Genomic DNA, 13075 nt, shown 5'->3' with positions numbered 1-13075 from the left:
CCCGCCTGCTCCGACTCTGTCCGGAGCGGTCGGAGCGGGCGTGGCCGTCGGAAGCCCGACCCAGGCTTCCCGGACCTTGAATCCCGGCACCGGCACCGGCGCGGATACCGGCACGCACCTGCGGTCTGCGGGCAGGGGCGGGGGCGGGGACGTGTCGCAGGGCTCCGGCGGGCGCTGCCCCGTGGGCGCAGTCCTCGGGGGCGGGTCAGGTCAGCCGGGGCGGGACCCAGGTGTGGTGGCGGAGGATCATGCGGGTCGTGATCCGGGAGGGGGTCAGCCGCATCGCCGTGTTCCGGAGGGCGACGGCCAGGGGGTGGGAGAGCTGCTGGCCCATCCGTCCGGCCTGCCGGGCGGCACCGGCGACGGCCTGAGCACGTGGCCGGCGCTCGGCGTCGTAGCGGGCGAGTGCGGCCTCGGCGGAGGGCTCGGCGCCGAGCGAGGCGGCCAGCACGACCGCGTCCTCCAGCGCCTGGCAAGCACCTTGTCCCAGATTGGGGGTCATCGCGTGTGCCGCGTCACCGAGGAGCACGACTCTGCCGACGGTGTACGAGGGGAGCGGCGTGCGGAGTTCGTCGACATCGTGGTGCAGCACGTCCTCCGCTCGGGTCGCCGCCAGCAGGGCGGGTATCGGATCGTGCCAGGTGCCGAACCGGCGGCGCAGTTCGGCCAGAGGGTCGGCGTACCGCGTTCCCGCGGGGGCGCTGAGCACGGCGTGCCACTCGGCTCGCCCGTCTCTGAAGGCGATGTGCCCGAACTCCATGCCCTGCCCCCAGGTCAGTTCGAAGTCGGTGGGCAGTTCGACCGGGTGCTCGGTGATGGCGCGCAGCACCGTCGAACCGCTGTGGACGGGGCCGGGATGGTCCGGGAAGAGGCTTCCGCGGATCGTGCTGCCGATGCCGTCGGCCGCGACGACCAGGTCGGCCTCCAGGACTGCTTCACCGCGGTCGACGTGCACCGTCGCCGGGTGGGTCTGCACGACGCCGGCCGCTTCGGAGCCGATGAGCAGGGAGTCGGCGGGCAGGGAGTCGCGGAGCAGTCGGTGCAGGGCGGCGCGCGGGATGCCCATGATCGGGGTGCCCACCGCTCGCTCCAGTGCCGCACCGTCCATCCGGGCCAGCCGGCCGCCGCGCGGTGTTCGGGTGCCGCCGCGGTACTGGCCCCGCGAAGCGGCCCGTACCGCGGCGCCGACGCCGAGTTCGTCCAGCGCCCGCAGGCCGTTGGCGGCGAGCGAGATGCCTGCCCCCGCGTCGTCGAGCACGGGCGCGCGCTCGAGGACCGTCACGTCCCATCCGCTGCGGCGCAGGCCGATCGCGGCGGCGAGTCCGCCGATACCCCCTCCGACCACCACTGCTGTGCTGCCCATGCCGAATCCCCGATCCCCTTCTTCTACAGGTGTAGAAGGTGATCCTAGCCGGTGCTCTACAGGTGTAGAAAGGAGGTATGGCTTCGGACCGGCGCACTCTTCTCGCGGACTCGGCAATCGACGTACTCGCCGAGGAGGGGATCCGCGGTCTGACCCACCGCGCGGTCGACCGCAGGGCGGACCTGCCGACCGGGACCACCTCGGCCTACTTCCGTACGCGCGCCGCGCTGCTCAGCGCTCTCGTCACCCGCCTGGTCCACCTCGACCAGGCCGAACTGCAGGCCGCGGCGGAAGCGCTGCCACCGCTGCGTACCACCGAGGACCTGGTGAACGGGACGGCGCTGCTCATCGGGCAGCGGCTCACCGGCGAGGGCCGCCGCCGCTCGCTCGCCCGCTACGCCTGCGCCGTCGAGAGCGTGCGCGATCCGGAACTCCGGGAGATCCTCGTGCCCCGCGACAACGCCGGGCGCGAGGCTGTCCGGTCGTTCCTCGCCACACGCGGTGTCCCGGACGTCGAAAGCCGCACACATACCCTGTTGACCTGCATCGACGGACTGGTCTTCGAGCACCTTGTCAGCGGTGGTGAAGTACGGCGCGAGGCCTTGGACGGCCTGGTCGCCGCCGCCCTGCGGGAGGACCCGAAATCGGTTGGCGGCGGCGGAGCGGAGCCGCGAGGATGACGGAATGGTGCGCGCGTTCGATGACCTGGTGGCGGAGGCCGCCACCGTCCCCGTCGAGGGCTGGGACTTCTCCTGGCTGGACGGCAGGGCGACCGAGGAGCGGCCGTCCTGGGGATACCAGCGGCAGATGAGCGCCCGGCTCGCCACCGTGTCCGCCGCGCTCGACATCCAGACCGGCGGAGGCGAGGTGCTCGCGGGGGCGGAGCGGCTGCCGCCGGTGATGGCCGCCACCGAGTCGTGGCCGCCGAACGTGGCCAAGGCGACCGCGCTGCTGCGCCCGCGCGGCGTGGTCGTCGTCGCGGACACGGACGAGGCTCCGCTGCCGTTCGCCGACGGTGCGTTCGACCTGGTGGTCAGTCGGCATCCGGTGCGGGCCCGGTGGTCGGAGATCGCCCGGGTGCTGGAGCCGGGCGGCAGCTACCTGGCTCAGCATGTGGGCCCGGCGTCGGTGTTCGAACTGGTGGAGTACTTCCTCGGTCCCCAGCCCGAGGCCCGGCGGCTGCGGCGGCCCGAGGACGAGCGGGCGGCGGCCGAGGCGGCCGGGCTGACGGTGGTGGACCTGCGGTCCGAGCGGCTCCGCATGGAGTTCTTCGACGTCGGAGCGGTGGTCTACTTCCTGCGCAAGGTCGTGTGGATGGTCCATGACTTCACCGTGGAGCGCTACCGCGACCGGCTGCGGGGGCTGCATGACCGGATCGAGTGCGAGGGGCCGTTCGTCGCCCACTCGGCGCGCTTCCTCGTCGAGGCACGCAAGCCCGCGGGCGGCGCCGCCGAGTCCGCCTGACCAGGCGGCCGGATGGCGAGGAGACCATGGCCGGACGGGCGACCCGGACCGTGGCCGTCCGGCCGACCCCGGCCGACCCCGGCCGTCCGGCCGGCCGACCGGCCTTGCCCCGAGGGCGAATGCCGCGAGCGAACGGCCCTGCGGCGGGGTCGCCCGGTGGCTACTGCTCGCCGAAGAGTTCGAGCAGCTCCCGCTTCTCGAACATCCGGGCGGTCTCCACGGCGGACGGTGTCCCCGCATGCGGGTCGGCGCCCGCCTCGACGAGAATCCGCACCACCGCGTCCTCGCCCTTGAAGACCGCGCCCGCGAGCGGGGACTGACCCCGGTCGTTGGTGCGGTCGGGGTCGGCGCCCTGTGCGACGAGGGCGCGGACGGTCTCGGGGTGACCGTGGTAGGCGGCCAGCATCAGGAGGCTGTCGCCCTTGTCGTTGGTCAGGTTCGCCGGGACGCCCGCCTTGACGTAGGCGGCGACGGTGTCGGTGTCGCCGTGCCGGGCCAGGTCGAAGATCCGCTGGGCGAGTTCGAGAACCTCGGGGTCGTGTGCCGGTTCGTCGCTCGCGGGGGTGGGTGCGTCACTCATGGGGCCAGCGTACGGACCACCGCGGGGACCAGGGGGTTTGCCGGGGCCGTCCGCCCTCCCCGGACGACCCCGCAGCCGTCCCGCAGCCGTTCTCGCGCCCGTCCCGCAGGCCCCTCCGCGGCCGTCCTCGCGGCCCGTCCCGCCGCCGCCGTTCGCTCAGACGTGCGCCAGGGGGTCGACCGTGAGCAGGACCTCGCGCAGCGAGCCGACGACCCACTCGGCGCCGGCCGCGCGCAGCTCCCGTGCCTTGCGTTCGTTGCGTGCGTACCCCACGAAGCCGACCCCGGCGGCGCGGGCGGCTGCCGCGTCCTGCGCGGAGTCCCCGATCATCGTCGTGGCGTCCGGGGCGGTGCCGGTCGACTCCAGGGCACGCAGCACGCAGTCCGGGTCGGGCTTCAGCCGCAGGCCGGTGCCGTTGCACACCCGGCCGCACAGCCGTTCGCCGAAGGGTTCCAGCAGGTTGCGTCCGGCGAGGTAACGCCGCACGGCGTCGGCGGAGTTGTCGGTGGCGACGGCCACCGTGCGGCCCGTGGCGTGCAGGGTGCGGACGAGGGTGTCGGCGTATCCGGTGGGGAAGGCGATTGCCGCGGCGGCGACCTCTTCGCTCGACAGGGACTGCTCCATCCGCCGCGCGCTCTCCGGCGGCAGCAGGGTGCCGTCGTCGAAGGCGGCGGTCAGCAGGCGCAGCGGATCGGAGGTCTCCGGCCATCCCGCTGCCGGGCCGCCGGGGCCCTCGGCGTATGCCGCGCGCAGCGCGTCGGCCACCGAGGCGGCGGTGCGGCGGGCGAAGAGGTGGCACAACGGGCCGTCGAAGTCGAATATCACGCACTCTGCCGAGCTGATCCGAGCCGAGCTGTTCTGAGGCTGCACTGCCGCCACCATCCTCCGTGTCCCCGTTCGTGGGCCTCGGCCGTCCCGTTCCCGGAGCAGCGGCGTCGGCCGGGCAGGCAGTGATTGTCGCAGGCGTGTCCGCGATGCGGGCAGCGGCCGGTGGTCCCGGTCAGCGGTGCCGCGCTGCCGTGCACAGTTCGGCGTACGCCGGTTCGATCGCGCCCGGGCCGGGCACGTCGGCCAGCTCCAGTGGTTCGGCGGCGCGGACGAGGATGTCGTGCACGAGCTCGGCGGTGCGGCCGAGCTGTTCGGCCCATGCCGGGGTGCCGTGGGCGGCGCCGACCGCGACGGCCTGCCGGACCACGTCGGCGAAGACGGACTGGGCCCGTTTGTAGCCGAGGTAGCGGGGGAGGTCGTCCGCGAGTCCGGCGTCGGCTCCGGGCAGTACCGCGGTGACGGCCTGCCGCCACTCCGCGACGACGAGGGAGCGCTGCCGCGGCGGGTAGTCCATCAGGTGGAGGTGGGTCGCCAGGTCGTAGAGCGGGTCACCGAACGCGGCCAGCTCCCAGTCGATGGTCCACAGCGCGTCGGCCGGGTCGACGATGAGGTTGGCCCGGTGCAGGTCGCCGTGGAGCAGGCAGCTGGGCCGGTCGGTCAGCAGTGCGGCCTCGGCGGCCAGCCGGGAGTGTGGTCCCAGCACGTCCGGTGGGATGCCGAGGCGGGCGAAGAGCGGGCCGAACCGCGGCAGGCGGGCGCGGTGTGCGTGCTCCCGGGTGAAGGCGAGGAGTTCGCGCAGGAAGTGCGCACTGCTCCGGACCGGGCGGTGCTCGCTGTCCCCGGTGGGCCGGGGAGGGATGCCGTCGGGCTCCGGTGCCCTGCGCAGGGGGTTCCGGAGCCGGCGTGCGTGCAGGTCTCCGGGGCGCAGCCGGCTCAGGGAGGCGAACCGCTCGCTGATCTGCCGCAGGTGGCCGGGGGCGACGGGGTGGCCGCGCGGGCTGAGGGACGCCAGTGTCCGGCCCTCGATGAAGCCGTGGAAGACCGTGCCCGACCGGCTGACCCGGTGGACGGGGGGTACCCGGGGTACGCCGAGCCGGGCCAGGTCGAGGAGTACCTCGTCCTCCGAGGCGAAGTACCGGCGGTCGAACCGGAGGGCGTCCTCCCGCGGTTCGCCGATCTTCACCCGGCCCAGCCTGGTCAGTTCGCCCCGGGGGCGTACCACGTACCACTCGCGGTGGTACCCCGCCAGGGGGCCGTCCACGGCACCGATCGCTTCGGCCTGCTGGAGGGCGGGAGAGGTCATCGCGGAGCTGTCCTCGGGGCGGTGGGTCCGGCCACGGAGATCGCCGGGGTGCCGGAACTGTACCGGGCGCTGCCGAACGGGTTCTCGCGGCTTCCTCGCCGGTCACCCGAAGGGAGTGGCGATGGTGTCCCACAGGGAGTCGAAGAACTGCTGCGACTCCGCCACGAAGCTGGCTTCCTGTTCGTCCCGTGCTTCCGGGCCCCGTGCCGAGCGGAAGAGCTTGGCGGTGAGGCCGAGGACGTCGTAGAGGGCGAGTTGTTCGCCGCGGTAGGCGGCTTCCTCGTTCTTGACGACCTGGTAGTAGCCGATGAGCGCCTCGTCGCCGTTGAGCAGGTAGAGCTTGTGGGTGGGGGTGAGCGGTACGGCGCGGACCGTCAGTGTCACCGCGGTGCCGAACGGGGCGAGGGAGTGCAGGGAGTTGCTGAGCGCGTCGACGTAGGTGGTCTGCATCCGGTGCAGCCGTTCGCGGGGTTTGGGGTCGTCCGGGTCGTCGATGAGCCGCGGGAGGGCCAGCCTGGCCTGGAGGCTGGGTACGAGGACGCGCGCGGTGACCGAGCGGGGGGTGAGCTGGTGGTCCATGACCTGGCGGACGGGCCAGGCCAGCGCGTTGTTGAGGGTCTCGGTGGTGAGGGAGAACGCGTCGATGGTGAGGTGCTCGGCCTGGAACGCCACGTGCAGCCGGTCGGCCAGCTCCACGCCCGCACTGCGAGGGGCCTCCGCGTGGTAGGTGGGTTCGGCGACGGTGGGGGAGGCGCCGCGGCCCACGTTCTCCAGGAACCCTTCCTGGGCGAGGGCCGCCAGGGCTTCGCGGACGGCACTGCGGCCCACGGAGAATTCCGCTTCCAGCTCCCGCTGGGTGGGCAGGCGGGTGCCGGCCTGGAGTCTGCCGGTCCGGATCTGCTCGCGGAGGGTGTCGGCGACCACATCGCGCGGGCGGCGGCCGCTTGCGGACGTCGGCTTCCTGGTCACGCGATGACCATACAACTTCGCTCCGCGAGCCGTTAGTTGTCCGGAAGATGTTTCCAGATAGTGGACAACTGGGAAGGTAGTGAGTGAGTTGGTCGCCAACTTTCAGATCTGGCAGACAACCTTGCCGGTTCTTCCTCCAGGTCGGCCCCGAGCCATCCGCCCGTCCGACGCCGTGCGGGCACCCCGGTACTCCCAGCACAGCCGTTCCTCTCGCGCCCGAGAAGGAGGGACCGCCATGCCGTTCTTCGCGCTCGCCGTAGCCATCGCCGTCGTCGCCTTCGAGCAGCTGGTCCAAGTGCGCTACGGGGTCCTCGGCCTCGTGGGCTTCCTGCTGCTGAGCATCGGCCTCAAAGCCCGGCACACCGGATGCAGCACCGCCGGGGCCCTCGTGCTCGCCACGCTGCTGCTGCATCCCTGAACTCCGGACGACCGGCGGGGGGTCGTCCGGACCGTGCGCACAGCGTCGCGCGGCGACCGCCGTCATGCCGCCTTCCCCACCCATCAACCCACGCCACGGGGAAGGCGGCTTGACGACGGCATCCCGGGCTCCGGGCCCCGGAACTCCGGAGTCCCGTCGGGAACTGCCCGGCAGCCGCCGCCCGGACCCGGCCGCCCGGAACTGGACCCGGCCGCCTAGAACATGTCCTGGCACCACGGCCGCCGCGCCGTACGGAACAGCGTCTCCGCCCGCTCCGCCGCCCCCTCGCGGTGCTCGGCCAGCCGTCCCAGCGCCGCCAACCGCACGGCCGACTCGTCGCCCAGGAAGAGGGCGCCCAGCTCGCGGACGTCCAGCGAGACCTCCGGGTCCTCCCGGGTGGCCGCACACCGGGCCCCGCCCCGTGGCCCGCCGGTCTCCAGCGCGAAGCGCCCGTTCGCGTAGCCGTCCTCGTCGCGCACCGCCAGCACCAGCGTGTCCGCGGCCGCGTAGTCGCGTGCCGCCAGCATCCGCGGCACGTCCAGCGGCCGCAGCCACAGCCAGTCGGCGTGGGTGACGGTGCGCGCGGCGCGCGGGTCCGGCAGCAGCATCGGCAGGATGTCGTCCGGGGCGCGGCAGCCGGTCCGTACCCGCAGCACCCAGTCGACGGCCAGGACGAACCGCCACAGCGCCGTTTCCCCGGCGGTCGTGGTGGCGAACAGATCGCGCACGGTGAGGGTCTGTTCGGGCTGCTTGGCCTGCCAGACATCGTCGGAGGTGTAGGACACCCCGCCCTGTGGCTGCCCGTCCGCGTCGCGGTAGACGGCGTGGAACGCGGGGGTGAATCCGTCGTCCGGGAAGCGCAGCTCGCCGGTCGCCGTGCGCCACCACTTCGTGCGGCGGTCGATGGCGCCCTGCCGGTGCCGGCCGGTGCGGAACCGCTCGTGGACGGCGGGCATCAGGGCCCGGAACTCCGCGGCGTCCACCAGGTCCACCCGGCCGCCGTCCCCGAGGTCGGCCGGTCCGGAGTAGCGGCGGTCCAGGCCCGTGCGGGCGACGAGGACCTCCCGGTCGGTGGTCCAGGTCGCGGGGCCGAAGCCGTACCGCCCGTAGATCGGGTACTCGGCCGCGACCAGGGTCGCGCACACCTCGCCGCGCTCCTTGGCCGCATCCAGCGCGTTCGCCGTCATCCTGCTCAGCAGTCCGCGCCGCCGGTGCGTGGGCGAGACGGTGACGCTGGAGACCGCGCACGCGGGCAGGAGCGCGCCGCCCGGCACGGTCAGCGACTGCGGCAGCGTACGGAAGGTGCCCACGCAGCGCCCGCCGTCGTAAGCGCCCTGGATCCGGTCGAGGTCCGTGTCCAGCGCGCGGACCGCCACCTCCTGCTCGCCGACGGCGCCGGGGCCGCGGAAGAAGCCGGTGGAGACGGCGCGCAGCCACTCCGGATACGCGTCGGGACCGGCCAGGGTGCGGACTTCGGGGGAGGTCGGCATGGGCTCACGCTAGGCCGTGCCCACCCGGCACGCACCCGGATTTCGCCCCGATGCGCGGGCCTCGTCGCGGGCTCAGAACGCCGCGCGGACCTCGCCGACCCGGACGCCGCCGCCCAGGATCGGCACGGTCGCGAGCCGGTCCAGCACCGCGGAGCTGACTCCCATCCGGGTGGCGAGGGCCCGCGCCACCACCGGCCCCAGGGCGCGCTCCGCGCCGTCCTCCACCTTGAGCGCGAGGGCGCTCCCGTCCGGCAGCGCGATCCCCTGCACGGCCTCGGCACCCATCTTGCTGACCGCCCCGGGCAGTTCCCGCATCAGCCAGGTGTCGTGCCGCCGGGTGCCGCCCACATGGGCGGGGTGGGCGCGCATGGCCTCGACGACCCGGCCCTCGGGGCTCTGCGCGGAAGCCAGCGCCAGGGCGCGGTATCCGCGTGCCAGCCCGGTCAGCGAGACGGCCATCAGCGGCGCACCGCAGCCGTCCACGCCGGTGTGCGCCACCGGGTCGCCGGTGGCCTCCTCCAGCGTCTCGCGGACGAGCTTCTGCAGCGGGTGGTCGGGGTCCAGGTAGCTGTCCAGCGGCCAGCCGTTGGCCCGGCAGGCGGCGAGCATGGCGGTGTGCTTGCCGGAGCAGTCCATGGCCAGCGGGGTGCGGGTGTTGCCGGCCGCCAGGAACGCCTCGGCCTCCTCCGCGTCCAGCGGGAGGGAGGCGGGGCACTTCAGGTCCGCGGTGGTCAGCCCGTGCTCGGCCAGCATCGTGCGGACCAGGTCGAGGTGGAAGCCCTCGGCCGAGTGGCTCGCCGCGGCCAGTGCCAGCCGCTCGCCGGACAGCTCCAGCCCGGAGCGCAGCACGGCGGCCGCCTGGAACGGCTTGTTCGCGGAGCGGGGGAAGACCGGCGCCTCCGGGTCGCCCAGCGCGAACGTGACGCTCCCGTCGGCCGCCAGGACCACCAGCGAGCCCCGGTGCCGCCCCTCGGTGAAGCCGGACCTGACGACCTCGGCGAGCACGGGGAGTATCTCGGGCATCTCGGGACCTTCCGGTGGTGCGCGCCCTGCGGTGGCGCGCGGAGCAGACGGATATGTGGCCCTTCACCGTAACCGGATGCGCGGTACCGCAGAACAGACACCCCTGGCCCCGCCCGTCCCGGTCCCGTCCCGGCTCCCGTCCCGCGCTACGGCAGCAGGTCGTCCACCTGCGCCTCTCCTTCCCGGTAGCGCCGGGCGATCTCGGTGCTGCACTCGTCGGCCGTCTGCTGCAGCGACTGGCGGCGTCCGGAGACCTGTTGCTCGTAGCGGATCAGTCGTGCCGTCGCGTCGTGCAGCTCGCCGTCGGTGCGGGCCTTCAGGTCGCTCAGCTCCACTTCGGCCAGCATCTCCTCGGCCAGTGCCCGGTACTGCTCGCTGCGTGGTGCGGCGAGAGTCACATGCCGGGCGGAGGAGCGGTGGCTGGACGGGCCGTCCGCGAGGATCTGCGGCAGCAGGTCCAGCAGCGGCGAGCCGGCGGAGGTGCGGCGGGCCAGTTCGGCGCCGAGGATGTCGATGCGCCCTTGCAGCAGTCTGCGCACATAGCTCAGGTCCGCCTCGTCCTGCTGTGCCGAGCGCCGCAGGATCCGCAGTTCGCGCAAGGAGAGCGCGTGCAGATCCGGGCGCTCCGGCTCGCGCAGCGCCTCCAGCGCCCCGGGCCGCCGCGGTGTCCTGGACGGGCCCGCTCCGGTTGTGCTCATGGGCTTGTGTCCCCTCATCCCCATCGCGCGGTGCCGGTGAACGCACCGCGTGTGCGCATCGTGCCACTCCGTGTCCCCTGTTCGCACCGATCTCCCCCGGGGGCTTGCGGCCGTGTGCCGGGGCACATAAGGCGGCACGGCATCATGGCGGCATGCGAGCAGTGGTGCAGCGAGTGGACGGTGCGAGCGTCGCCGTGGACGGCGCGACGGTCGGGGAGATGGCGGGTGAGGGCCTGTGCGTGCTGGTCGGAGTGACGCACGACGACACCCCGGAGAAGGCGGCCCGGCTCGCGCGGAAGCTGTGGACCGTGCGGATTCTGCACGGGGAGAAGTCGTGTTCGGACACCGGAGCGCCGCTGCTGGTGATCAGCCAGTTCACTCTCCACGGTGACGCGCGGAAGGGGAGGCGGCCGACGTGGAACGCGGCGGCGCCCTCGGACGTCGCCGAGCCCCTGGTGGACGAGGTGGTCGACCGGTTGCGGGCGCTGGGCGCCACCGTCGCGACGGGTGCCTTCGGGGCCGACATGAAGGTCTCGCTGACCAACGACGGCCCCTTCACCCTGCTCCTGGAGGTCTGAGGCCGGTGCACCTCCCGGAGGGGTGAGGCGGGGATCAGCCCGGCCGGGTCTCTGCTGCCGCCCGGCCGGGGAGCCCCCTGCCGGGCGGCCTACGGGGTGACGACGACTTCCTGTGCGGCGGCGGTGGCGTCGGGGCCGACGACGAGTTCCGCTTCGGGGGAGACGTTGCGCTTGACGAGGGCGAGCGCGATCGGCCCCAGTTCGTGGTGGCGCGCCGAGGTGGTGACGAACCCGATCTGCCGTCCCTCCAGGCCCTCGGCGGCGAGCCGGACCGCGTCGCCGTGCGCCGGCAGCCGCACCTCGCTGCCGTCCAGGTGCAGGAAGACCAGGCGCCGCGGCGGCTTCCCCAGGTTGTGGACGCGGGCGACGGTCTCCTGCCCGCGGTAGCACCCCTTCTCCAGATGCACCGCCGAGCCGATCCAGCCCACCTCGTGCGGGATGGTCCGGTGGTCGGTCTCCATGCCGAGGCGGGGCCGCCGCGCCTCGACCCGCAGCGCCTCGTGGGCCAGCACCCCGACGGCCGGCCCGTGCGTGGCGGCGAAGCCGGTCAGCTCGCCGCGGGGCAGGAACAGGTCCCGTCCGTGCGGTGTCTCCCGGACGGCCAGGGCGCTGTCGGGCACGTCGGCGATGGAGCCCGCGGGCAGGTGGACGACGGCGACCTCGGGGGTGCGGTCGGCGATCTCGACGCGGTAGAAGAACCGCATGCTCTCCAGATAGCTCAGCAGTTCGCCCTGTTTGCCGGGTTCGGTGCTCATCCACACCGTCGTGCCGTCGTCCACCAGCTCCAGCGCCTGCTCGATGTGGCCGTTGGCGGAGAGGATCAGCGCTTCGGTCGCCCGGCCGGCCGGTAGCTGCTCGACGTGCTGGGTGAGCAGCAGATGCAGCCAGGAGAGCCGGTCCTCGCCGGAGACGGTGACCACACCGCGGTGCGAGAGATCCACGAAGCCGGTGCCGTCGGCGAGGGCGCGCTGCTCCTTGAACAGGTCGCCGTAGTGGGCTGCGACTCCCTCGTCGGGGGCTTCGGCCGCGACCCCGCCGGGCAGGTTCAGCAGCGGGCTGGGAGTGGGAGCCGCGGCGCTGCCGCGTGAACTGCTGGAGGACATACGCCCAGCCTACGACGGGCGGCGGCGGGTGCTCAGGCGTTGCCCGCGCGGTCGGCCCGGTCGGTGCCGGCGCTCTCGCCGCACTTCGCGCACTGCCCGAAGATCGCGAAGTGCTTCATGTCCGTCTCGAAGCCGAACCGCTCCCGCATGGCGGTGGCGAACGGCTCGGCGACCGACAGGTCCGCCTCGATCACCTCGGTGCAGTCCCGGCAGACCAGGTGCATGTGGTGGTGCCGGTCGGCGAGGTGGTAGGTGGGCGCGCCGTGGCCGAGGTGGGCGTGGGAGACCAGGCCCAGCTCCTCCAGGAGCTCCAGGGTGCGGTAGACCGTCGAGATGTTGACGCTGCCGGCCGTGCGGCGGACCTCGGCGAGGATGTCGTCCGGCGTGGAGTGCTCCAGCTTGTCCACGGCCTCCAGCACGAGCTGACGCTGCGGAGTGAGCCGGTATCCGCGCGCTCTGAGGTCGCTCTGCCAGTCGGTGGTAGCCACGTGGTCCAGTGTAGAAGCGGGACGGGCCCGGGTGCCCCCGTGGCACCCGGACCCGCGTCACCGGAAGAAGGAAGGGATCAGTTCTGGCCGGCCTTCTTGCGCTTGGCCATGAAGACCGCCGCGCCGCCGATCACGACGAGGGCGCCGGCACCGCCGACGAGTAGCGGCGTGTTGGAGCTGCTGCCGGTCTCGGCCAGGTCGCCCCCGCCGTTGCCCTTGTCGGAGCCGCCCGCGGGCGCCGGGGTGTTGGCGTCCGAGGCGTCGTCGGCGGGCTTCGACGGCTCGGCGGTGGGCTTCTCGGTGGGCTTGTCCGAGGGCTCCGCGGTGGGCTTCTCGGTGGGCTTCTCGGTCGGCTTGTCCGAGGGCTCGTCGGTGGGCTTGTCGGTCGGCTTGGGCTTGGTGGCGTCCACGCTGTAGGTGCGCGTGAGGCGGTTGTTGCTGGTGTCCGGGTCGGGCTTGTCACCCTTGATCTCGGCGCGCAGCGTCTGCTTCTTGCCGGAGAGGGTGGCGGGCAGGTCCATGTTCTCCAGCGCGTCGCCGTCCGCGGCCAGCTTGGCCACGATGACGATCTTCTTGGCGCTCCAGGACTTCACGGTGCCCTTGTCCAGCTTCGGCTTGCCGGTGAAGGTGACGTTCTTGACCGCGGTCACCGTGACGGTGGCCTTGGTGGCCTCGGGGCCGTGGTTGCCGAAGTTGCCGCCGATGCCGTCGCCCATCACCTTGCCGGAGTTCTTGTCGTACAGAATCCCGGACGTCAGGCCGACGTTCAG

15 protein-coding genes are annotated in these 13075 nt (G+C 73.2%); 4 read left to right on the top strand and 11 right to left on the bottom strand.

Going from position 1 to position 13075, the window contains the following annotated elements:
* Positions 1–205: 205 nt before the first annotated feature.
* Positions 206–1363 (bottom strand): FAD-dependent monooxygenase, encoded by a 1158-nt coding sequence (locus A949_RS0101925; RefSeq protein WP_019354320.1) that lies wholly within the window; start codon positions 1361–1363, stop codon positions 206–208.
* A 77-nt stretch (positions 1364–1440) separates the two neighbouring features.
* Between A949_RS0101925 and A949_RS0101920 the strand changes: the two genes are divergently transcribed.
* Positions 1441–2043 (top strand): TetR/AcrR family transcriptional regulator, encoded by a 603-nt coding sequence (locus tag A949_RS0101920; protein ID WP_019354319.1) that lies wholly within the window; start codon positions 1441–1443, stop codon positions 2041–2043.
* Positions 2044–2047: 4 nt separating this feature from the next.
* A complete protein-coding gene (locus tag A949_RS0101915) occupies positions 2048–2827 on the top strand; it encodes a class I SAM-dependent methyltransferase (RefSeq protein WP_026004257.1) in 780 nt (259 codons plus the stop codon).
* Between the two features lie 160 nt (positions 2828–2987).
* On the opposite strand, the gene A949_RS0101910 is transcribed toward A949_RS0101915, so the two are convergent.
* The 4 genes from A949_RS0101910 to A949_RS0101895 form a co-directional block, all read right to left on the bottom strand.
* On the bottom strand, positions 2988–3407 hold the full coding sequence (locus tag A949_RS0101910) for an ankyrin repeat domain-containing protein (RefSeq protein WP_019354317.1): 420 nt from the start codon (positions 3405–3407) through the stop codon (positions 2988–2990).
* A gap of 156 nt (positions 3408–3563) precedes the next feature.
* Positions 3564–4277 (bottom strand): HAD family hydrolase, encoded by a 714-nt coding sequence (locus tag A949_RS0101905; protein ID WP_158687528.1) that lies wholly within the window; start codon positions 4275–4277, stop codon positions 3564–3566.
* A gap of 130 nt (positions 4278–4407) precedes the next feature.
* Entirely contained in the window at positions 4408–5538 is a 1131-nt protein-coding gene (locus tag A949_RS32140) for an aminoglycoside phosphotransferase family protein (RefSeq protein WP_019354315.1), read from the bottom strand.
* Between the two features lie 102 nt (positions 5539–5640).
* Complete coding sequence (locus tag A949_RS0101895; protein ID WP_026004256.1) at positions 5641–6507, bottom strand: winged helix-turn-helix domain-containing protein; 867 nt, start codon at positions 6505–6507, stop codon at positions 5641–5643.
* A gap of 235 nt (positions 6508–6742) precedes the next feature.
* On the opposite strand from A949_RS0101895, the gene A949_RS0101890 reads away from it, so the two are divergent.
* Positions 6743–6925: a hypothetical protein gene (locus A949_RS0101890; protein WP_019354313.1), complete on the top strand. Its 183-nt coding sequence runs from the start codon at positions 6743–6745 to the stop codon at positions 6923–6925.
* A 215-nt stretch (positions 6926–7140) separates the two neighbouring features.
* Here the strand turns inward: A949_RS0101890 and A949_RS0101885 are convergent, their stop codons facing one another.
* From A949_RS0101885 to A949_RS0101875, 3 genes are all read right to left on the bottom strand, one after another.
* Positions 7141–8415, bottom strand: coding sequence for a GNAT family N-acetyltransferase (locus A949_RS0101885; RefSeq protein WP_019354312.1), 1275 nt, complete (start codon positions 8413–8415; stop codon positions 7141–7143).
* Positions 8416–8487: 72 nt separating this feature from the next.
* Positions 8488–9438 (bottom strand): asparaginase, encoded by a 951-nt coding sequence (locus A949_RS0101880; RefSeq protein WP_019354311.1) that lies wholly within the window; start codon positions 9436–9438, stop codon positions 8488–8490.
* Positions 9439–9584: 146 nt separating this feature from the next.
* Entirely contained in the window at positions 9585–10136 is a 552-nt protein-coding gene (locus tag A949_RS0101875; protein ID WP_019354310.1) for an RsiG family protein, read from the bottom strand.
* 152 nt (positions 10137–10288) lie between these two features.
* Between A949_RS0101875 and dtd the strand changes: the two genes are divergently transcribed.
* Complete coding sequence (dtd, locus tag A949_RS0101870; protein ID WP_026004255.1) at positions 10289–10714, top strand: D-aminoacyl-tRNA deacylase; 426 nt, start codon at positions 10289–10291, stop codon at positions 10712–10714.
* Between the two features lie 89 nt (positions 10715–10803).
* Here the strand turns inward: dtd and ygfZ are convergent, their stop codons facing one another.
* The 3 genes from ygfZ to A949_RS35330 all read right to left on the bottom strand — a co-directional run.
* A complete protein-coding gene (gene ygfZ / locus A949_RS0101865) occupies positions 10804–11817 on the bottom strand; it encodes a CAF17-like 4Fe-4S cluster assembly/insertion protein YgfZ (RefSeq protein ID WP_019354308.1) in 1014 nt (337 codons plus the stop codon).
* A gap of 32 nt (positions 11818–11849) precedes the next feature.
* The gene (locus tag A949_RS0101860; RefSeq protein WP_019354307.1) at positions 11850–12305 is read right to left on the bottom strand and encodes a Fur family transcriptional regulator; all 456 of its coding nucleotides are present in this window, start codon (positions 12303–12305) and stop codon (positions 11850–11852) included.
* A 77-nt stretch (positions 12306–12382) separates the two neighbouring features.
* Positions 12383–13075 (bottom strand): LAETG motif-containing sortase-dependent surface protein (locus tag A949_RS35330; RefSeq protein WP_158687527.1); only part of this gene is annotated, 693 nt, incomplete at its 5' end.

Source organism: Streptomyces sp. AA1529, from assembly GCF_000280905.1.
Classification (GTDB): Bacteria; Actinomycetota; Actinomycetes; order Streptomycetales; family Streptomycetaceae; genus Streptomyces.
The sequence above is the reverse complement of the archived record's forward strand: the minus strand, read 5'-3'. Positions and strand labels throughout refer to the sequence as shown.